The 19,373-nt window shown below is 69.6% G+C and carries 23 protein-coding genes; 13 read left to right on the forward strand and 10 right to left on the reverse strand.

Features of this window, described 5'->3' with window-relative positions; all coding sequences use genetic code 11:
• The first annotated feature begins 263 nt into the window (after nucleotides 1-263).
• The 5 genes from E1288_RS27360 to E1288_RS27375 all read left to right on the forward strand — a co-directional run bounded on the left by E1288_RS27360 (nucleotide 264) and on the right by E1288_RS27375 (nucleotide 4,449).
• The gene (locus E1288_RS27360; RefSeq protein WP_132489931.1) at nucleotides 264-569 is read left to right on the forward strand and encodes a hypothetical protein; all 306 of its coding nucleotides are present in this window, start codon (nucleotides 264-266) and stop codon (nucleotides 567-569) included.
• Nucleotides 570-1,058: a hypothetical protein gene (locus E1288_RS47200; RefSeq protein WP_165968277.1), complete on the forward strand. Its 489-nt coding sequence runs from the start codon at nucleotides 570-572 to the stop codon at nucleotides 1,056-1,058.
• Nucleotides 1,058-3,151 carry a putative T7SS-secreted protein gene (locus E1288_RS27365; protein WP_165968278.1) on the forward strand — a complete coding sequence of 698 codons (2,094 nt, stop codon included), beginning with the start codon at nucleotides 1,058-1,060 and terminating at the stop codon, nucleotides 3,149-3,151. Before E1288_RS47200 ends, E1288_RS27365 begins: the two co-directional genes overlap by 1 nt.
• Before the next feature lie 13 nt (nucleotides 3,152-3,164).
• Nucleotides 3,165-3,386, forward strand: coding sequence for a hypothetical protein (locus E1288_RS27370; RefSeq protein WP_132489935.1), 222 nt, complete (start codon nucleotides 3,165-3,167; stop codon nucleotides 3,384-3,386).
• A 274-nt stretch (nucleotides 3,387-3,660) separates the two neighbouring features.
• Entirely contained in the window at nucleotides 3,661-4,449 is a 789-nt protein-coding gene (locus tag E1288_RS27375) for a hypothetical protein (protein ID WP_132489937.1), read from the forward strand.
• Here E1288_RS27375 and E1288_RS27380 read toward each other — a convergent pair whose 3' ends face one another.
• A complete protein-coding gene (locus tag E1288_RS27380) occupies nucleotides 4,450-5,061 on the reverse strand; it encodes a TetR/AcrR family transcriptional regulator (RefSeq protein WP_132489939.1) in 612 nt (203 codons plus the stop codon).
• Nucleotides 5,062-5,178: 117 nt separating this feature from the next.
• On the opposite strand from E1288_RS27380, the gene E1288_RS27385 reads away from it, so the two are divergent.
• Nucleotides 5,179-6,327: a DUF418 domain-containing protein gene (locus E1288_RS27385; protein ID WP_132489941.1), complete on the forward strand. Its 1,149-nt coding sequence runs from the start codon at nucleotides 5,179-5,181 to the stop codon at nucleotides 6,325-6,327.
• A 75-nt stretch (nucleotides 6,328-6,402) separates the two neighbouring features.
• On the opposite strand, the gene E1288_RS27390 is transcribed toward E1288_RS27385, so the two are convergent.
• Genes E1288_RS27390 through E1288_RS27400 form a run of 3 tightly spaced genes read right to left on the reverse strand, consistent with a single transcriptional unit; the run spans nucleotide 6,403 to nucleotide 8,357 of the window.
• Nucleotides 6,403-6,600: a DUF397 domain-containing protein gene (locus E1288_RS27390; RefSeq protein WP_132489943.1), complete on the reverse strand. Its 198-nt coding sequence runs from the start codon at nucleotides 6,598-6,600 to the stop codon at nucleotides 6,403-6,405.
• Nucleotides 6,597-7,508 carry a DUF5753 domain-containing protein gene (locus E1288_RS27395; protein ID WP_132489945.1) on the reverse strand — a complete coding sequence of 304 codons (912 nt, stop codon included), beginning with the start codon at nucleotides 7,506-7,508 and terminating at the stop codon, nucleotides 6,597-6,599. Before E1288_RS27395 ends, E1288_RS27390 begins: the two co-directional genes overlap by 4 nt.
• Nucleotides 7,509-7,544: 36 nt before the next feature.
• Nucleotides 7,545-8,357, reverse strand: a complete 813-nt coding sequence (locus tag E1288_RS27400; RefSeq protein WP_132489947.1) for a helix-turn-helix transcriptional regulator — start codon at nucleotides 8,355-8,357, stop codon at nucleotides 7,545-7,547.
• Nucleotides 8,358-8,459: 102 nt separating this feature from the next.
• On the opposite strand from E1288_RS27400, the gene E1288_RS27405 reads away from it, so the two are divergent.
• Nucleotides 8,460-8,894 (forward strand): nuclear transport factor 2 family protein, encoded by a 435-nt coding sequence (locus E1288_RS27405; RefSeq protein WP_132489949.1) that lies wholly within the window; start codon nucleotides 8,460-8,462, stop codon nucleotides 8,892-8,894.
• Entirely contained in the window at nucleotides 8,891-9,697 is an 807-nt protein-coding gene (locus tag E1288_RS27410; RefSeq protein ID WP_132489950.1) for an NmrA family NAD(P)-binding protein, read from the forward strand. The genes E1288_RS27405 and E1288_RS27410 overlap by 4 nt, the downstream gene beginning before the upstream one ends.
• An 83-nt stretch (nucleotides 9,698-9,780) precedes the next feature.
• On the opposite strand, the gene E1288_RS27415 is transcribed toward E1288_RS27410, so the two are convergent.
• Nucleotides 9,781-10,323 carry a phosphatase PAP2 family protein gene (locus E1288_RS27415; RefSeq protein ID WP_132489952.1) on the reverse strand — a complete coding sequence of 181 codons (543 nt, stop codon included), beginning with the start codon at nucleotides 10,321-10,323 and terminating at the stop codon, nucleotides 9,781-9,783.
• Nucleotides 10,324-10,361: 38 nt separating this feature from the next.
• Here E1288_RS27415 and E1288_RS27420 point away from each other — a divergent pair, with 38 nt between their 5' ends.
• The 4 genes from E1288_RS27420 to E1288_RS27430 all read left to right on the forward strand — a co-directional run bounded on the left by E1288_RS27420 (nucleotide 10,362) and on the right by E1288_RS27430 (nucleotide 13,748).
• Nucleotides 10,362-11,873 (forward strand): sensor histidine kinase, encoded by a 1,512-nt coding sequence (locus E1288_RS27420; RefSeq protein ID WP_132489954.1) that lies wholly within the window; start codon nucleotides 10,362-10,364, stop codon nucleotides 11,871-11,873.
• A gap of 8 nt (nucleotides 11,874-11,881) precedes the next feature.
• On the forward strand, nucleotides 11,882-12,535 hold the full coding sequence (locus E1288_RS27425; protein WP_268951876.1) for a response regulator: 654 nt from the start codon (nucleotides 11,882-11,884) through the stop codon (nucleotides 12,533-12,535).
• A gap of 236 nt (nucleotides 12,536-12,771) precedes the next feature.
• Complete coding sequence (locus E1288_RS47205) at nucleotides 12,772-12,930, forward strand: hypothetical protein (RefSeq protein WP_165968279.1); 159 nt, start codon at nucleotides 12,772-12,774, stop codon at nucleotides 12,928-12,930.
• On the forward strand, nucleotides 12,927-13,748 hold the full coding sequence (locus E1288_RS27430; RefSeq protein ID WP_235883841.1) for a glycosyltransferase: 822 nt from the start codon (nucleotides 12,927-12,929) through the stop codon (nucleotides 13,746-13,748). The genes E1288_RS47205 and E1288_RS27430 overlap by 4 nt, the downstream gene beginning before the upstream one ends.
• Nucleotides 13,749-13,755: 7 nt before the next feature.
• Here the strand turns inward: E1288_RS27430 and E1288_RS27435 are convergent, their stop codons facing one another.
• From E1288_RS27435 to E1288_RS27450, 4 genes are all read right to left on the reverse strand, one after another.
• Entirely contained in the window at nucleotides 13,756-14,406 is a 651-nt protein-coding gene (locus tag E1288_RS27435) for a response regulator transcription factor (RefSeq protein WP_132489958.1), read from the reverse strand.
• Nucleotides 14,403-15,596 carry a sensor histidine kinase gene (locus E1288_RS27440; RefSeq protein ID WP_165968280.1) on the reverse strand — a complete coding sequence of 398 codons (1,194 nt, stop codon included), beginning with the start codon at nucleotides 15,594-15,596 and terminating at the stop codon, nucleotides 14,403-14,405. The genes E1288_RS27435 and E1288_RS27440 overlap by 4 nt, the downstream gene beginning before the upstream one ends.
• 42 nt (nucleotides 15,597-15,638) lie before the next feature.
• Nucleotides 15,639-16,952 (reverse strand): glycosyltransferase 87 family protein, encoded by a 1,314-nt coding sequence (locus tag E1288_RS27445; RefSeq protein ID WP_132489962.1) that lies wholly within the window; start codon nucleotides 16,950-16,952, stop codon nucleotides 15,639-15,641.
• Nucleotides 16,953-17,161: 209 nt separating this feature from the next.
• Nucleotides 17,162-17,767: a phosphatase PAP2 family protein gene (locus E1288_RS27450; RefSeq protein ID WP_132489964.1), complete on the reverse strand. Its 606-nt coding sequence runs from the start codon at nucleotides 17,765-17,767 to the stop codon at nucleotides 17,162-17,164.
• Nucleotides 17,768-18,029: 262 nt separating this feature from the next.
• Here E1288_RS27450 and E1288_RS27455 point away from each other — a divergent pair, with 262 nt between their 5' ends.
• A complete protein-coding gene (locus tag E1288_RS27455) occupies nucleotides 18,030-18,572 on the forward strand; it encodes a chorismate mutase (RefSeq protein ID WP_132489980.1) in 543 nt (180 codons plus the stop codon).
• A 294-nt stretch (nucleotides 18,573-18,866) separates the two neighbouring features.
• Here the strand turns inward: E1288_RS27455 and E1288_RS27460 are convergent, their stop codons facing one another.
• Nucleotides 18,867-19,130 (reverse strand): Rossmann-fold NAD(P)-binding domain-containing protein, encoded by a 264-nt coding sequence (locus tag E1288_RS27460; protein ID WP_132489966.1) that lies wholly within the window; start codon nucleotides 19,128-19,130, stop codon nucleotides 18,867-18,869.
• Between the last annotated feature and the right edge of the window lie 243 nt (nucleotides 19,131-19,373).

The raw sequence follows: 19,373 nt of genomic DNA on the forward strand, positions 1-19,373 counted from the left end.
GGTGCAGGCCACGAATTTTGGCCGGATTTCCCGTTACCGATCGGCTAGCGTCGTTGCTCGCCGTGCACGAGCGGTTACGGGGGGATCATGATCTCAGCAGCGTCCATTCTGGACGCGCCACCACTGGTGCGCGAAGCGCTCCGGTTCCGGCGGAGCATGCAGCGTCCGGAAGATCTGGTGGCCACTTTCCGCAGCGCCGACGTCTGCCTGGAATGCGTGTCCGACCCGTCGACCGTGCCGGTCGTGCACGTGGACGGGATCCCGTGGCTCCCGGTGTTCTCCGATCTGCGGTACTTGCGGAATACCGGCGGCAGCGCGGCGAAGGCGACCTGGCCGCCGAGTACCTGGTGCTCACCGGCGCCCGGCTGCTGGACGGATACCTGCCGGGCATGCCGCAGGGCACGAGCGTGCTGCTGGATCCGCTGCAGGAGCACTCCGTGACGCTGCCCGCACTGCGCGGAATCCTGGCCGAATCGATCGCAGCGGATCGCAACCGGCCGGATCGCCCGGTGTCCGCGCAGTCTCCGTACGAGAAACCCGTCAAGCGTGCTTGGGGAGGGACGCTGTAAGTGGGTAACGATGGATTCCGCGTCGATCTGGCGGCGCTGCAGCAAGCGTCGCAAGGCGTCAACGACGCCATCGCCGCGTTGGAGAACGAACTTCCGTGGCCGGTGAAGAAGATGGGCAACGACGGCCACGGCGTCACCATGATGAACCTCGACGCGGAGCAGTCCGGGTCGGCGCTGGTCACCGAGGCGCTGAAGAGGTTCTGCGGCCGATGGGAATACGGGGTGAAGTTCCTGGTCGAGGAAGGTGCCGCCGCGGCTTCGGCGCTGACCGACACCCGCTCCGAGTACGAGAAGATGGAGCAGGCCGCGATCGACGCGTTCAAGAAGGTCCTGGGCGCCGGGCTCGACAACCCCACCGCCGATCTGAACGCCGCCCCGCAGAAGTCGTTCGCGCAGTTCGGGGTCGACATCGCGCCGGAAGGCATTCAGCAGCAAGCCGCCTCGCACGTGCTCAACCAGGCGGGCTACAACACCAAGGTGGACGGCTGATGGCGCCAGACCCCCGGGAAGAGGTCCCGGGCGAGCTGCCCGCCGTCGACGAAACCCTGGCCACCATGACCAAGCTGGGCACCGCGTTCGAGAACGCCGCCCAGGGCTTCCAGAAGATCGACACCGCCGGTTGGGAAGGCCCGACCGCCGACGCGTTCCGGGACTACTACCAGCAGGAACCGCCCAAGTGGTTCCGGGCGGCGGACGCCTTCACCGAGTCCGCCGACGCCCTGCGCCAGTACCGCGAGGTGCTGGCCTGGGCGCAACGACAGGCCGAGCAGGCATGCGCCGACATCGAGCGAGCGGACCGGCAGACCGCGCAGGCCGAGGCCAAGTACGAGCAGGCGGCCGACCAGGGCAACGCCACCGAGCCGTTCCAGGACCCGGGCGCCGCCGCCCGCAACCAGGCACAGGCCTCCCTCGACGCCGCGAAGGAGCAGGTCGAAGAGGCGGCGAAGAAGGCAGCGTCAGCGCTGATCAAGGCGTCCGAGAAAGCACCCCCGCAGCCTGGGCCGCTCACCATGCTCGCCTCGGGCGCCGGAGACATCTTCCAGAACGTCGCGGAGTCCTACGGCGACTTCTGGAAGGGCAGCTTCGACGGCGCACTGGACATGCTCCAGCAGGTGCGAACGCTGAACCCGTTCGACCCGTACAACGTGATGCACCCGCAGCAGTACGGCGAGAACATCAGCCAGCTGGCGGCCAGCACGGTAGCGGCGGGCAAGGCGTTCATCAGCGACCCGATCGGCACCGGCAAAGCGATGATCGGCGCCGGCATCGACAGCTTCACCAAGGACCCGGCCGGATTCCTCGGACGCCTCGCCCCGGAGGTAGCAGCCGGCCTGGCCACCAGCGGCAGCAGCATGGCAGGATCCCTGGGCCGCCAGGCCCTAGACGCGCTTGCCGACACCAAAATCGGCCAACGCGTGAGCGAAGCACTGCCCAAGATCGGACACGCCCCCGAACCCGGCCAGGCACCGGGGCACGGTCTACCACCACAACACCAACCCACACCAGACCACGGCCAGGGCACACCACCACCAAATCCGGCGCCTCACACACCATCCGCCGCGCACCCCGCGCCGGCCCGCGCCGACCCGCCACCGGCGGCCCACCACTCCCCGAGCCCAGGAACGCCGGCGACGCCGACAGCCACCGGGCACGCTCCCAGCCCAACGCCGCAGCCGGAGCCCCGGACACCCACCACGGCAGAACACCACGCGCCGAGGCACGCTTCTGCCCCGCAGAGCGAAGCCAGCGGATCGCGCGAACCCGTTCACGACGCGCCATCGACACCAGCAGGCGACGAATCGCGGCCACGCCTGTCCTGGGGGCGCGGCGCCTCGCGGGCGTTCGACGATGATCCCGACTGGGGAGATCCATGGGACGACGCACCCGCCGAACCTCGCCATCACCAGCGGCTCGAGCCGCCCGACGTCGACCATGGACCCGGGGGCACCCCGCACGACCCAAGCAACACCCCTGAGCCCGCGCCGGAAACTGACAGGCATCCCAATCCTCACGATGGGCTGCACGACGAGGACCGTGAACCGGACAACGGGCTCTCGCCCCAAGAACAGGCAGACGCGGAAACGGCCCGGCTTGACCACCACGGGCACCCGCACCCTGAGCTCGCCGAGCTCACCGACCGTCAGGTCTTGGCCTTGACCGACTACCGCGGCAGTGGATACGACGAGATGAACGAAGCACTTCGCAACCAGGACGCCGAATCGCTGGCACGACTAGAACCGAAGATGCAGGAGCTCGACAGCGCGCTGGAGAAAATGGCACCACACGAAGGGCGGGTCTACCGTGGCTTCCCGATTGGTGAGATCCGCCTAGAGGAGGTGCTCGCCAAGTATGAACCCGGCCAAACAGTCCGCGAAGACGCCTACACCAGCACTTCAGCACGAGCGCCCTTCCACGGCAATGTCCAGCTCATCATCGATTCAGCGCAGGGGCGAGACTTGCGGTTCTTCGACAGCAGCGAAGCCGAGGTGCTGTTTTCGCGAGGCACGGAGTTCCTTGTGACCGCCCGCCGATACGAACCCGACACCGATACTTGGAAGATCTATCTCACCGACCCCAAATAGTTGGAGGCGCACTGTGGACCGAGAAGAACTGATCAGAAGATTCCACACCCCAGACTCCGAGCTGACCCCTGAGACCCAAGCGCATATTGCCGATATGGACGCCGAGTTGGCTGACAAGCGCGCCCGCGGCGAGATCGTGGCCGAGTCGCTGGCCCAACGCCACAGCGAGGTTCCACTCCCCACCAAGACGCACCGCCCGACCCCCCAGTCGGAGGCAGACGAACAGGACAAGTGACAGACATCGACGAGACCCGGCCTGGCTGAAACGCGGGCGGCCACGACCGCAGCAGGCGGGCCGGAGCCTCGGAGTGAACCCGTCCGAGGGATGGACGGGCGTTCCTACCTCGTGGTCTCCGGTGGGTTGGGTTGCGTCGGGGTGGACATCTGATCACTTACCGCCGTTCGGGCTAGCTCCCGCTATGGTTCATACCACGTATTTCGTTCGGTTTTTGTTGTTCTTGATCCAGTAGCCTGGCCACTCTCTGTGCTCCCGCGACTACGGAGGAGACATGGGTTCGGCTACGTGCGTTCCAGATGCGCCACCGCTGGTTCGGGAGGCTCTCCGGTTTCGGCGGACCGTGCAGCGGCCGGCCGATCTGGTGGCCACCTTCCGCCGCAGCGGGGTGTACCTGGAGTGCGCGTCCGATCCGCCGGCCGTGCCCGTCGTGCACGTGGCCGAGACTCCGTGGCTGCCGGTGTTCTCGGACCTGCGGTACTTCGCCGAGTATCGGCGGCGGCGCGGCGAGGGCGACCGGGCCGAGTACCTGGTGCTCACCGGCTCTCGGCTGCTGGACGGGTATCTGCCCGGACTGCCGCAGGGCACGAACGTGCTGCTGGATCCGCTGCAAGAGCACGCAGTGGCGCTGCACGGGATCACTCCCGAGTCGCTCCGTGCGACCGATGGCTTCACCGAGTCCGCCCGGGCCATGCAGCGGTACCGCGACGTGCTGGCCTGGGCGCAGCGGCAGGCCGAACGGGCGCGCGCGGATGCCGAGACCACCGAGCCGTGCCGCGGCCAGGCGCAAGCCTCGATCGACTCCGCGAAGGACCGGGTCGAGGACGCCGCGAAGAACCTCGTGAAGACGTTGCTGCTGACGGCCGACAAAGCTCCCGCGCAGCAGTACGGCGAGACCATCGGCGGGTTGGTGTCCGGGACTCTTTCGGCCGAGAAGGCGTTCATCTGCGCCGGAATCGGTAGCTTCACCGAGGATCCGGCCGGTTTCGTCGGGCAACTGGCCGGGGGTGGGCTCGGCCAGCGAGTGCCGGCTCAACGATCAGACAAGACGCGCCACAGATGATCAGTCCTCTGTGGACTCACCGAAGAGCCGGTCGAGGTGGTAGTCGACGGCCGCTACCGCGCCTTCGCCGGTCCGGTGGCCCAGCAGCAGGCCGACCGACAGGCCGTCCGGGATGAGCAGCAGGGCTTCAGCCTCGCGCTCCGGGTCCCGGTCGGCGGGTAGCTCGCCGGACTCCTGCGCGGCGCAGAGCTCGGCGGCCACCCACGCCTCCAGCTGCGGCCACCACTCGCGGTAGGTCGCGGCCAGGTCCGGCGCACCGAGCGCACGCAGGAAGAACGCGATGTGCGTCAGGAACTCCATGCGGCTGTCGTCGGACAGCGCCAGCATTTCGAGCATCAGCGTCCGCAGCACCACGCGCACCTTCGGCCGCTCGCCCTCCTGGCTCAGCCGCTGCACGATCCGCTTCGAGGCGCGGTCGTTCACGTGCCCCATGGCGAAGCCCAGCATCTCGTCCTTCGACTTGAAGTAGTGCTGCACCGCGCCCATCGAGACGCCCGCTTCGGCCGCGACGTCGCGGAGGCTCACCGCTTCCAGGCCGCCTCGGCTCGCCAGCCGCATCAGCGCCTCGGCGATCTGGATCCGCCGGGCCTCGTGGTCCACCTGCTTGGGCACCGTCACGCACCTTTCCAATGCGATCGCATTGCGAACGGACGCGCCACCCGTTTACCATGCAACTGCATCGTAACCCTCCGTGGTTGCGGGGGCGAGTTTCGAACGACTGGGGATTCCATGACCGAGGTACTACGGCAAGCACCCACCTCCAGCAGGATCACCGCGATAGACGTGGTCCGCGGCGTCGCCATCCTAGGCACGCTGGGGACCAACATCTGGATCTTCACCGACCCGGAGGGGCCGGCCGGGATGCTGACCATGGTGGCGACCGGCACCCTCACCGCGAACATCGAGGCGACCATCCGGTTCCTCGCCAACGGCAAGTTCCTGTCCCTGCTCACGCTGCTGTTCGGCATCGGCCTGGAGCTGCAGTACCGGTCGGCGCGGCGCCGGGGCGGGCGCTGGCCCGGCTGGTACCTGTGGCGGGCGGCGCTGCTGTTCACCGAGGGCCTGCTGCACTACATCCTGATCTTCGAATTCGACGTGCTGATGAGCTACGCGGTGACGTCGATGCTGGTCGCTTACCTGATCGGGCGCAGCGACCGGGCGGTGAAGGGCTGGATCATCGCGATGGGCTCGCTGCACGTCGCGTTCATCGGCGTGGTCACGCTCGGCCTGCTGACCGGGCACGCGTCGTTGGGCGGCAGCGGCGCGCCGTCGCAGCTGTTCACCACCGGCAGCTGGCTGGAGCAGGTGTCCACCCGGATCACCCACTGGGGCGTCTACCGGATCGAAGCGATCTTCATCATCCCGATGTCCGTGGCGCTGTTCCTGCTCGGCGCCCGGCTGTACCGCGCGGGGGTGTTCGCCGCCGAGGGGCAGCGGCTGCGGAACCGCCTGATGCTGTTCGGCTTCGGCATCGGGGTGCCACTGAACCTGCTCACCGCCTTCGCGGGGCCGGGCTGGTTCATGGTCGACCGCTACATCCTGCCGCCGGTCATCGCGCTGGGCCTGCTCGGGCTGATCCCGACCGTGGTGGGCGCCTTGCGCGGCACGCCGGGCATCCTGCGACGCGGGCTGACCGCGGTCGGCCGGATGGCGCTGTCCTGCTATGTCTTCCAGAACCTCGTGGCTGCGATCCTGTGCTACGGCTGGGGATTCGGGCTGGCGGCGCGCTTCGACTGGGCCCGCCCGTGGTGGGTGCTGGTGATCTGGGCGGCGATCTGCGCGACGTTCATGACGCTGTCGACGTGGTGGCTGCGGCGCTTCGAACGCGGCCCGCTGGAAGCGGCCTGGAACTGGGCCTACCGCCTGCCCCAGCGCTGACCGCAGGCTCGTGCGTACTTTGGATCGCTATAGCAGACCAAAGTACGCACGAGCCCTGACCAGCCAGAACAGCACTCAGTCGCAGAAATGATCGGCCTTCACAGCAGCGACGAACCGAGCCCAGGCGTCCCGAGGAACGGCTAACGTCCCGCTGTCACGGTCTTTCGTGTCCCGGATACCGACCAGATCCGGCGCCGAGCCGACCTCGACGCAAGCGCTCTGGTTCCCGCTCCGACTGCTCTTCCGCCACTGCGTGAACTGGGTTGTCGTCATCCCGCTTCGCCTTCCATCCGCTCTGCGTGCTCGTCGATCACCTGCGCAGATTCGGCCTCGTCCAAAGCAACCTGCGCCAGCCTATCCACCGCGCGATGGAACGGGTCTACATCTTCGGGCTCCGACACCATGGCACCAGCGTTGGGCGCCTCCACATAGACATGCGAGTTGGCATGCGGAAACTCCAGAATCGAGAACACACCGTCCAGCCCCATGTGAGCGCCCAGCTCCAGCGGTAGGACTCGAACCTCGATGTTCGGCTGCGTCATGGATTTGAGCACGAAGCGAAGCTGATCAGCGGCAACGGCTGGACCGCCGACCGGCCGCATGAGCACGGTTTCATCCAGGAACGCGAGCAACTCGGCAGGGTTCGCCTTGTCCAACACGCCTTGACGGCTTTGCCGAACCGCGACGGCCTCTTCCACCTCTCGCTCGGTCTGTTCGCCCACCTCGAAGATCGCTCGTGAGTAACTGCGGGTTTGCAGCAGTCCGGGCAGATAGCTGGTCGATACGTAGGTGATCCGCGCAGCCCGTTGTTCGGCGTCGATTAGGGCGCGTAGCTGGGACGGCAAGCCGCTGTGCAGCTCCCACCATGCCGGTTGATCCAGCTCACGAGCCTGAACTTCAGCACCGCCTATGACCGCCTCGCCGCCCAGCATTCCCCCGGCCCGGTGCGGCGAGGCCTCCCCGGCAGGGGCGGGATGCCCCTCCCCCGAAACCCGCCTCTGCCGGGCCCTCTTGGAAAGGACGAGAAAGTGATTGCTGTGCTTGGGTTTCTGCTCGTTGCCTCGGTTTTCGTCGTCGTCGGCTTCTGCTGGATCGGGCGGTCGACCGGGCAGCACGCGGGCTTCGGCGAAAGCGCGCTCGGCGTTTGGCAGCTCTGCGCGCGGGTCGCGATGGAGCGACAACGCGAGATGGAGACCGAGGCCTACGGGCGGCACGCGCTACTCGGCCGCGGTTATTAGGCCTTCGAGGGCCTTGTGGGTCGTTGTTCCCGGTTCCGCCGAGAGGAGGATCAGGCGGTGCTTCTGGCCCGGGACGTGCAGGGTTTGGCAGTCCAGGTCCAGCGGGCCTAAGTCCGGGTGGTCGATCCGCTTGCGCAGCGTGGGGCGGGGCCGGACCTCGTGGTCTCGCCAGCTTTTCGCGAAATCGCGGCTGAACTCGGCGTATTCCCTGGTCAGGGCCGCTAGTGCCCGGTCGTCCGGGTGCCGGGCGGCGGCCAGGCGAAGCTCCGCCGCCGCCTGCCGGGCGAAGTGGTTCTCGCCGTTCGGCGCCGAGCACGTCCCGCGCATGGACAGGCGCAGGGTGTTGCGCTCCTCGCGCGGCAGCTTCGAGAAATCGGTGATCAGGCCTGCGGCGAGGGCGTTCCACGCCACGATGTCGAGCCGCTCGTCCACCACGTACGCCGGGACCGGGCCGAGGCGGTCGAGCAGTCGCAGCACGCCTTCCGGCACCGGTTCCGCGGCCTCCGGGGCCGGCGGGGCCTGCCCTGCCAGCCGCGCCAGGTGCTCGCTTTCCGCCTCCGACAACCTCAGGGCCGTGCCCAGGGCCGCGAGGACCTGCGTCGACGGGCGCGGCGCGCGTGCCTGTTCGAGGCGCTCGTAGTAGTTCGTCGACACCCCCGCCAGCCAGGCGACCTCCTCGCGGCGCAGGCCGGGCGTGCGGCGGTGGCCGGACCCGTCGGGCAACCCGACATCGCCGGGACGTCGCTCCTCCCGGCGACGGCGCAGGAAATCGGCCAGCTCGCGCTTGTTCACCCCACCACCTTGCCACCGGGTCGGACCGCCCAGCCACGGACCGCCGATCCGGGGCAAGCGCGGACCTGCTCGGCCCGCTCCCGGGCGGCGAACCTGGACGGCGTGGAAGCGAACCAACTCTTCGAGCAGGCCCTCGACCTGCTGCTGGCCAAGGACATGGACGGGTTCGTCGACCTGTTCGCGCCCGACTGCACCTTCGAGTTCCCGTTCGCGGAGGGCACCCCCGAGCGCCTGAACGGGCGGGAAGCGCTGCGCGAATACCTGGCGGACTACCCGCAGAAGCTGGACATCGCGGGCTTCCCGTCCGTGGTCGTCCACCGGACCACCGATCCGGCCACCATCGTCGCCGAGTTCACCGCGCGCGGCCGGACCGTGGCGACCGGCGCGGACTACGAGATGCGCTACGTCGCGGTAATCGTCGTGCGCGACGGCGCGATCGCCTCGTACCGCGACTACTGGAGCCCCGTCATGGGCGCCAAGGCGTCCGGGGAGCTCGCCGACCTCGTGACCGCGCTGGGCGGCGAGGTGCGCTCATGACCGTGCTGATCACCGGCGGCACCGGGAACACCGGCCGTCCACTTGCGACAGTTCTGCGGGAGCGCGGGGTCGCCGTGCGGATCGCGAGCAGGAACCCGGCCGACGACCCGGACCACGTGCGCTTCGACTGGGCCGACCCGGACTCGCAGCGGCGCGCTCTGGACGGCGTCGACCGCGTCTACCTGGTGCCGCCGGTCGGGGTCATCGACCCGATGCCGCAGGTCGGGCCGTTCCTGGCGGCCGCCGCCGGGCGCCGGATCGTCGCGCTCGGGTCGTTCCCGATGTTGCCGAACGCGCCGGGGCTGGAGGAGTACCGCTCGCAGATCGCGTCGACGCCGGGCTGCGCCGTGCTGCGGCCCTCAGGGTTCATGCAGAACTTCACCGGCCGGCATCCGGTGGCCGACGGCATCCGGGAACGCGGCGAGATCGTGACCGCCACCGGTTCGGGACGGCTCGGCTGGATCGACGCCGCCGACATCGCCGCCGTCGCCGCGCACGCGCTGACCTCGGACGAGGTGGCCGACGAGTACCTGCTGACCGGCCCGGAGACGTTGAGCTACGGCGAGGCCGCGACGATCATCTCGGAGGTCACCGGGCGGCCTGTCCGGCACCGGCACATCACCGCGGACGAGCTGGCCGTGCGGCTTTCGGCGGGGCTGCCCGCGGACTTCGCGGCGGAGTTGGCGGCCATGGACGAGCACATCCGGTCGGGCGGCGAGGACCGCACGACCTCGACCGTCCAGGACGTCACGGGGCGCCCGCCGCGTTCCTTCCGCGACTTCATCCGCGCGGAGCTCGGCTAGACGGCCGGGCGGCGATTTCGCGCGAAATCGCCGTTCTCCATGCCTGGCGAGTGGCGATTTCGCGCGAAATCACCCAAAGCGGCTCACGATGTCTGGAGTCGAAGTCGCACGTTGTTGCACGCAAGGACGCTGACGGCTCCCAGGGCCGCGCCGAGGAGGAAGCCCGCGAGGACGTCGTGCGGGTAGTGGACCCCGATGAAGATCCGGGAGAAGCCTTCGAGCAGCGCGAGGAGCACCGCGATCGCCGTAATGCGCCGCCACAGCATCGACAGCGCCACCGCGAACGCCGCGGCCGCCGCCGAGTGGCTGCTGGGCAGCGACCAGACGCCGACCTCCGCGCAGTCCTTGATCGTGCCTCCCGGCATCGGGATCGCCAGGCACGGCCGGTCCTGCCGCACGACGTCCTTGATCAGGTCGCTGAACAGCCAGGCCGCCCCGGCCGCCAGCAGCGGCGCCAGCAGCACCGGCGGCCGCCGGTCCGCCCGCCACCACGCGAGCAGCGTCAGCGCCGCGAACACCGCCAGCAGCGCCTGGGTGCCGAACAGCGCGAGGCCGTGCACCCAGCCCGGCGACGCCGCCCCCCACTCCGCGATCTCCCGGTACCACTCCGCGCTCGGTTCCAGCATCAATCCGACATTACCGACCAGCCGGTAGCGTCGACGCGGTGAAGGTGTCGATCCGGGACGTGCCGTGGTGGCTCGCCCTGTCCGCTCCCGTGCTGCTGGTCAACGTGGTCGCCGCGACCGATCCGCTCAACGGCTGGGAGATCGCGCTCGGCGTCGGCGTGGCCGGTATCACCGTGGCGCTGCGCAGGACCTGGCCGCTCGTCGCCACGGTCGTCGCGCTGGCCGCCTGGGCCGGCGCGCTGATCCCCCGGCCGGACTCGGGCGTCATCGCGGCGTTGGCCTTCACCCCGATGCTGATCGCCACCAGCTACAACGCCGGGTTCCGGGTGCGCAGGCACCGCGACGCGCTGGTCCGGCTCGCGCTGGCCACCGGCGTGGTGTCGCTGCTCGTGCTCGTGCTGGCGCACGACGTCGGGGCCTGGCTGGTGACGCTGATCGGCGCGCTGCTGTTCGCGCTGATCCCGTGGCTGCTGGGGCGGCACCACCAGAAGTACCGGGCGCTGGTGCGGGCCGGTTGGGAGCGGGCGGAGCAGCTGGAGCGGCAGCAGCAGATCGTGGGCGAGCAGGCGCGGCTGCAGGAACGCACCCGGATCGCCAGCGACATGCACGACCTGCTCGGCCACCAGCTCAGCCTGGTCGCGCTGCGGATCGGCGCGCTGGAGGTGGCGCCCTCGCTGGACGCCGGACATCGGGAGGCGGCCGGGCAGGCGCGGGCGTCGGTGACGGATGCGGCCGAGCGGTTGCGGGAGGTCGTCGAGGTCCTGCGTGACGACTCCGGGCCCGTCACCGGCGAAAGCGTCGCCGAGCTGGTCGAGCAGGCGCGGGCCGCCGGGATGGCGGTGGCGTTGGCGGAGACCGGCGAGGTGGTGCAGTCGATGCGCGCCCGCGCGGTGTGCCGGATCGTGCAGGAGGCGCTGACCAACGCGGCGAAGCACGCGCCGGGAGCGGCCGTGACCGTCGAGGTGCGGCACACCGCCGACGAGAGCGAAGTGTCGGTGGCGAACCCGCTGACCGGTGATCGCGAGCCGGTTTCCAGCGGCGGCTACGGCCTCGTTGCCCTCGCCGAGCGGGTGCGGCTGGCGGGCGGGACCTTCCAGGCGGGCCCGGAGCGCGGGCGGTTCCTGCTGTCCGCGCGGATTCCGCAGGTCGCGCAGGCCATCGAGGCCTCGGAATCCGCGGCGCGCCTGGCCCGGGCCGAAGGTCAGGTGCGCAGCAGCCGCAACATCGCGGTCGCGGCGGCAGCGGCGAGCGCCGTCGTGCTGGGGTTGCTGACCGCGGGCATCACGGCGTTCGACACCATCACTTCCGTGCTGCCCCCGGCGGCGTACGACCGGATGCAGGTCGGGCAGTCTCGGTCGTCGATCGAGCACCTGCTGCCGGCGCGGACTCGGATCGACGACCCACCCGACGCCGACCCGCCCCGGCCGCCCGGTGCGAGCTGCGCCTACTACAGCACGCACCACGATCCGTTCGACGAGCGGAGCGGCGACCTGTACCGGCTGTGCTTCCGGCAGGACGTGCTGGTGGGCAAGGACTATCTGCGGAGGTAGGAGGAGACGTGCGACTGGTGCTGGCCGACGACGAGGCCATGGTTCGCGCCGGGGTGCGGGCGATCCTGGCCGCGGACCCGGACATCGAGGTCGTCGGGGAAGCCGCCAACGGGCGGGACGCGGTGGAACTGGTGCGGCGGCACCGGCCGGCGGTGGCGCTGCTGGACATCCGGATGCCGGAGCTCGACGGCCTCGGCGCGGCGGACGAAATCCGCCGCGTGGCACCGGAAACCGCGGTGCTCATCATGACCACGTTCGACGAGGACGCCTACGTCACGCGGGCGTTGCACGGCGGCGCCAGCGGATTCCTGCTCAAGACCGGTGATCCGCGGGAACTACTGCTGGGCGTGCGGGCGGCGGCCGAAGGCGGCGCGTACCTCTCGCCGCCGGTGGCGCACCGGGTGATCCGGCAGCTGGGCGGGCCTCGGCTGCAGCAGGAGATCGCCGCGCGAGAGCACGTGGACGCGCTCAGCGACCGGGAGCGTGAAGTGCTCGCGCTGGTCGGGGCCGGGTTGTCGAACGCCGAGATCGCCCGGCGGCTGCACGTCGTGGAGGGCACGGTGAAGGCGTACGTGAGCGCCGTCCTGGGCCGGTTGGGCGTGAAGAACCGGGTGCAGGCCGCGATCCTGGCCTACGAAGCGGGCCTGGTGGAGCGGTCCTAGCGCCGTGTCGAGCAACGTTGAACGGGTAGTCGAGGACGCTGGCGCTTTCGCGCGGAATCGCCGGGGCTCGGCCAGGGGGCCGGGAGTGGGTGGCCGAAAGGACCAACGCGGGTAGCCGGAAGTTCCCCGAACCCGGCCCAAAGACCGCAGGATCCGGGCCGACCGCCGCATAGCTTTTCCTCCGAGGGCACCGACGAAGTCGGCGCCCGGCAGGCACCGCCAGAGGGAGGAAAGTCATGCGACGCGGAGGAACGGCCCTGTCCGTGGCCGCGGGAGTCGTGGTCCTCGGGACGGCTCTCCTGCTGCGCGGCCTGGCAGTGGAGATCGCGTACCAGGACCCGACGCGCGGCCGATGGGCACCGCCGCACCGATCCGGCTCCGAGGACCGACCGTGAGCCCGCGCGAGCAGTTCTCGCTGCTGCTGCCGGTTTACGGCCGCGACGACGCCGCGCTCCTGCGGGAGTCGTTCCACAGCACGGTGTCCGCGCAGACGAGACCGCCGGCCCAGGTCGTCCTGGTCCGGGACGGTCCGATTCCCGAGGCGCTGCGCCGGTGCGTCGACGAACTCGCCGCTACCAGCGCGGTTCCCGTCGCCCGCGTCGACCTGACCCGCCATCGCGGGCTCGGCGTCGCGCTCGACGCGGGCCTGGCGGCCAGCGACCACGACATCGTCGCGCGCATGGACGCTGACGACGTGGCCGTGCCGCACCGGTTCGCGCGGCAGGTTCCTCTCGTCGAGGCGGGTGCCGATCTCGTCGGATCGGCCATGCTGGAGTTCGAGGGCGACCCCACCAGGGTCGTCGGCCTGCGCACGGCGCTGGTCGACGAGGACCGGATCGCCCGGCGCGCCCGGTTCCACGACCCGTTCAACCACCCGACCGTCGTCTACCGCCGCAGTGCGGTCCTCGACGCCGGCGGCTACGGCGATTTCCCGCTCATGGAGGACTACCGGCTGTTCGCGCGGATGATCGCCAACGGCGCCCGCAGCACGAACCTCGCCGAGCCGCTCGTCTACTACCGGGTGGACACAGGCGCCTATGCGAGACGAGGTGGTTTCGCCTTGCTGCGCCGCGAACTTCAGCTGCAACGCGAGTTCCGGCGTCACCGGTTCACGAATCGCGCCCAGTTCCTGCGGAACGTGCTCGTGCGCTGCGGGTACCGCCTGGTTCCGGAGCGGGCGCGCCGAGCCTCCTACCGCCGGATCATCGCCTGATCCCGCGTCACCGCACGATGCCGTGTTCCCAGGCCCACGCCGCTATCTCGACGCGGTTGCGCATCATGAGCTTGTCCTGGATGCGGGCGAGATGGCTCTTGATGGTGCTCACGGACAGGAACATGTCGGCCGCGATCTCGCTGTTGGTCCAGCCGCGCGCCACCCGGACGACGATCTTGCGCTCCTGCATGCTCAGCTCGTCCGCCGCGACACCGCCGCCGGGCACGTTCCAGTGGTTGAGCTGCTCCAGCAGGCGCACCGTGATCGACGGGGAGACCAGCGACTCGCCGTCGACCGCGGTGCGGATCGCCTCCGCGAGCAGCCTCGCCCCGGAGTTCTTGAGCACGAAGCCGTTGGCCCCGGCGCGCAACGCGCCATAGACGTACTCGTCGAGGTCGTAAGTGGTGACGACGACGATCCGGGTGCCGGAGAGCTCCGGTCGGGACCGGATCTGCCTGGTGGCCTGCAGACCGTCGATGTTCGGCATCCGGATGTCCATCAGGCACACGTCGGGCTTCAGCCGCTGCACCAGCTCGACGGCTTCCACCCCGTCGGCCGCCTGCCCGAGCACCGAGATGTCGCCCTGCCCTTCGAGGATGAGCTGGAACCCGGTGCGCACCATCTCCTGGTCGTCGGCGATCACTACCGAAATGCTCAAGCCAACCCCTGCCGTCTTGGTATCGAGGCGGCCAGCTCCCAGCCGCCTTCCGGGCGCGCCCCGCTGGTCAGCTCTCCGCCGAGCTCGGTGACCCGTTCGGACAACCCGATCATGCCGAACCCGCTCGGGCGGAAGCGCCCCAGGCCGCCGCGCGCGCCGTTGTCCCGCACCCGCACCGTGACGCGGTCACCGACCGCTGCGACGAGCACTTCCACCCGCGTCGCCGCGCGGGCGTGCTTGCGCACGTTCGTCAGCCCCTCCTGCACCAGCCGCTCGACCGACTTGATCAGTTCCTGCGGCCAGGAAGCGGCTTCGAGCTCGTCGGGCAACTCGACGTGGACCGAGCAGCCGGTCAGCACGAACTCGTCCACCCGCTGCCGCACCACCCCGATCCCGCGCGTCGCGTGCATTTCGGGCGCTGCTTCCCGGTCGCGCAGCAACCTGACCATGCGGTTCATCGCGACCAGGCCGTCCTGGCCGGTCCGCTCGATGTTGGCGAAGAGCTTGCGCCCGGTGTCCGAATCGCCCGTCTCCTGCCCGGCCTGGGCCTGCACGACGATGGCGGTCACGTAATGCGTGACGTGGTCGTGCAGATCACGCGCCAGCTCAAGCCTTTCCGACTGGCGCGCCTGCTCGGCGGCGAGGACGCGACGGCCCGCCTGGAACCGCTGGTACACCGCGAACACCCCGATGAGCAAGAGCAACCAGGGCAGCAACAAGACAACGCCGCCGCCGGGCCCAGTCTGCTTCGAGAGCACAGAATCCCGGGTGAACAGTGCCATCAGCGCAGCCAGGTCGAGAACCCCGAACAGCGGCAACTGCCAGTAGGGCAGGTGGCGGCAGGCCAAAGCCCATAGGACCAACAGGGAAGCGCCTTCGAGCACGCCTGGAACGTCGGAGTACGGCGGATCCGACTCTGAGGTCGGGAACGCAACGAGCGCGAAGGAACCGGCAGCTACCAGGCACGCGAGTCCGAAGGGGCGCAGCACCCGCCCCAGTCGGCACTCGATCGCGACGTTCCAGGTGAGGCCGAGCACGGCGAGGTCGGTGGCGAGCCGGAGGCTGTGCAGCGATCCGCCTTGACCGAGGTAAGCGTCCGCGAGCAGCAGAACGCCCGCAACGCAGAACGTCGCGACAGTCCACTTGGTGACGCGCCGGCGCTCGGGGCGGGCGGGAAAGCTGGGTCTCACTGCCCGCACGGTAGTCCCCGCTTCCATTGCGGACTTCGTCCTCTAGGACAGTTCGGGATGGCCGATTGGTCCTTTCGGCGGTTCGGCGACGATGCGGGACCGCCACAGATGCAGCGATGTGGAGATCAGCGTGGCGGCGAAGAGCAGCACGTAAATGTTGCCCATCACCCAGCCCGCGGGTCCGGACACGTCGTGGCCGGTCTGGCCGGGAGGTGGAACGCGGAACGCGGGCACGACCGTCAGGGCCACGAGCAGCGCGGGCGGGGCCCAGATCAGCGGCCAGGCTCGATCGGTCGAGCGCAGCACCTGGTCGCCCGCGAACACCACCAGCGGCACGACCCAAACCCAGTGGTGGCCCCAGGACCAGGGCGAAACCGCCGCCGCGCACAGCCCGAAGAGGGTGACCGCGAGCAGCCGCTCGCCCTGGCGGTCGGCTCGCGCCGCGAGGGCGATCGCGCGGGCCACGAGCAATCCGGCCACACCGACCCACAGCACGTTGGTGTCGCCGGTGTGGCCGAAGAGCCGGATCAGCAGGCCGTTCAGGGAAACGTTCTGGGCGGCTCCGGGGTCCGGCCAGATCCTGCTCGAATCGGCGAACAGACCGGTCGGCCAGAACTTCGCCGAATCGGCGGGCAGTGCGGCGAAGCCGAGCGCGACGGTGCCGAGGAAAGACACCACAGCCATGCTCGCCGCCCGGAACCGGCGGGTCACGACCAGGTACGGCAAGAACAGCAACGGGGTCAGCTTGATGCCCGCGGCCAGGCCGATCCCGAGTCCCTTGGTCCGGCACCGGTCGTCGCGCAGCGCGTCCCACAAGACGATGGCCAGCACCATCACGTTGACCTGGCCGACGTAGAGGGTGTGGTGGGCGGGTTCGAACCCGAGCGACCCGCAGGCCACCAGGAGTGTCAGCACCAGCGCGGTACGCCGGTCCCGCAGGCCGACCGATCGCCACGACCACCACGCGCAGCAGCCGAGTAACAGGCAGTTGACCAGGATGAACACAACTTTCGCGGCGCCCATCGACAGCGGCGCCAGCGGCGTGAACAGCAGGGCCGCCAGCGGCGTGTAGACGAAGTGCGGGCCGTCGACCAGTTGCCGGTCGTACAGCGGGATTCCGTCGAACACTGCCCGTCCGGCCGCGTGGTAGACCTCCAGGTCGACCGGGTCCGCCCACCAGGCCCGCACCGCGACCGCCAGTCCGCAGCCGCACACCAGCAGCACGAAACCCCAAGCCAGGTACGGCCGTTGCAACGCCCAGCGCAGCAGTGAGCGGGGTTCGTCGTGCGCGCTGCGGGAGGCGACGGGACATTCCAGCACCTGCCGCCGAGCGCCCGCGGGGTCGTGGCGTTCCATCCCACGGTTATCGCAGCGCGGCATCCGCCCCGTGGTCAGCCGTTCGGCCACCACGTCCGGCCGAACGGATGGACGTCATCGGGGGAATTCGTTCTTTGGTACCAACCGACCGGACGCGGCGGGCCAGACGATCCACATCGGACGTCTGGCCGCGCGCGGCGGGGCGCTTCACAGGATTTCGAGGGGGTCCGTGATCCACCGGCTCCTGTTCAGCGGCGTTGTGCGGCTGGCCGGCGGATCGTCTTGGTCAGCGCGGTCGTCAGGGCCATGCCCGCCGCGGCGACGATCGAACCCAGCAGGAGACCGGCGATCACATCGTGGGGGTAGTGGACGCCGACGAAGACCCGCAGGAATGCCTCCAGCACCGCTAGGAGCGCGACGATGATCGCGAGTCGGCGCCACGCGACAGCCAGGCCGACCGCGGCCGCCGCGGCGATGGTGCTGTGGTTGCTCGGGAACGACCAGTCGCCCGGTTCCGGGCACTCCGCGATCGTCGCGACGATGTTGCGGACCTCGCGGCACGGCCTTTCCTGCTCGACGAACGTCTTCGTCACCTCGCTGATCGCGTAGGCGAGCACCGTGACCGCCGGGGCCGCGAACGCGAGGACGCGCAGCCGGCGGTCGGCCCGGCGGGTTCGCCAGAGGTTCGCCAGCACCAGGGCGCCGAACACCAGGATCACCGCCTCCGTCGCCACGTCCGCCAACGCCTGCACCCAGCCCGGCGCGTCGTGGGCGAGGCCCGTGACCGCGCGGTACCAGTCGATGCTGATGTCCGGCACGTCCTCGATCTCGTTGGTGGCCAACGACGAACTCATCGATCCTCCGCATCTGCTCGCAACGCGGTCGAAGGTATGGATCGGGGAGTAGCCCGGGCAGTGGTCTTTCGGCAGCGGCCGCCCTTACTTTCGGCAGAATCCCGGCACCCGGGGCCGCTACGGGTGGTGATCCGGGTTGCGCGACGGTGTGGCCGCGTTCGGTGAGATGGCTGAAAGTCGCTGTCTTCGCCGGCGTTTCGGCGGTGGGTGCGCAGTACTCGGGCGCGGCTGCATCGTCGATCAGGAGGCACCGGTGCGTTCAATGCTCCTCGCCGGCGCGATCATCGCCGCGCTCGCGTCCCCGGCCCACTCCTGCGAACGGGAATCGCTCGACCCGCTGCTGCGGTCGGCCGCCGCGCGCGTCACCACATCGGACAAGGTCGCCGCGGCCAAGTGGGGCACGGGTCAGCCGATCGACGATCCGGCGCGGGAACAGCAGGTGCTCGACGCGGTCGCCCGCAAGTCGGTGGAGCTCGGCATCGACCCGGAGGAGTCGAAGCGGGTCTTCCGGGATCAGATCGAGGCCAGCAAGCTCGTCCAGCGGGCCCTGCACGAGAGGTGGGCCGCGATCCCCGGCGAGCGGCCGGTGGAACGTCCGGATCTGGGCGAGATCAGGCCGATCATCGACCGGCTGAACGACGAGATCCTGCTGGAACTGCGCGACACCCGGCAACTGCGCGACACGCCGTCCTGCGACGGCTACCTGACCAGCGCCTTCCACCACGCCAGCACCGACCTGCGGCTGACCGGCCTGCACCGCCTCGGCCTCGTCCGAGCGGTCCCGTCGATCTGCACCGGCCCCTGACCCGGCGCCCTCCCACGTCCCCCGTCCCGAGGTCCCTGGTCCCGGCGTCTCCCGGACTCGACGCTCTCCGGTCCCGGCGCCCCTGGATCGGCGCCCCTGGATCGGCGCCGTCCGGCCTCCTGCGTCGGCTCAGACCGGCGCTCCGACCGCAATTTCAATGGAAATCAGAGGTCCGATTTCCATTGAAATTGCGGTGAGTTGTCCACAGGCATCGGCGTGTCGGGGTGCGGCACGCCGATGATCCGCAAGTTCCATTGAAATTGAAGGTTCGATTTCAATGGAACTTGCGGGACCTCAGCGGAAGTCGGCGATGTGGTCGTCGACCCATTCCCGGAAGGTCCGCGCCGGGCGGCCGGTCACCTGCTCCACGTGCGGGGACACCGGCTCCGGGTCGCGGGAGATCCGCTCCCAGTAATCGAGGGCCCCGTCGGCGAACGAGGCCGGCCAGCCGTTGTCCAGCAGTTGGCGCCGGGCGGCACCCCGGGAGATCTCCTCCCAGCGCAGCCGACGGCCGATGGCTTCGCCGATCGTCCGCAACTGCTGGCTCTGGGGCGACACCTCCGGGAGGAATGCTTGAGACCTGTGGATCGGCTGGGAAGGGGCGTACCTTCCCAGTGATCGGATGCAAGGTTCCAAGCATGGCCAGCGCTGCAACGCTGGCTGGGAAGGTACGTCCCGATGCTCAGCGTAGTCCCTGACCCTGATTCCCGTGACGATGGCCCTGTCACGGGTTCAGCGTCTTTGATCGATGAGATCGTCCGAGAGGGTGCCCGCCGGATGCTGGCGGAGGCGTTACAGGCC

Source organism: Saccharopolyspora elongata (assembly GCF_004348985.1).
Classification (GTDB): domain Bacteria; phylum Actinomycetota; class Actinomycetes; order Mycobacteriales; family Pseudonocardiaceae; genus Saccharopolyspora; species Saccharopolyspora elongata.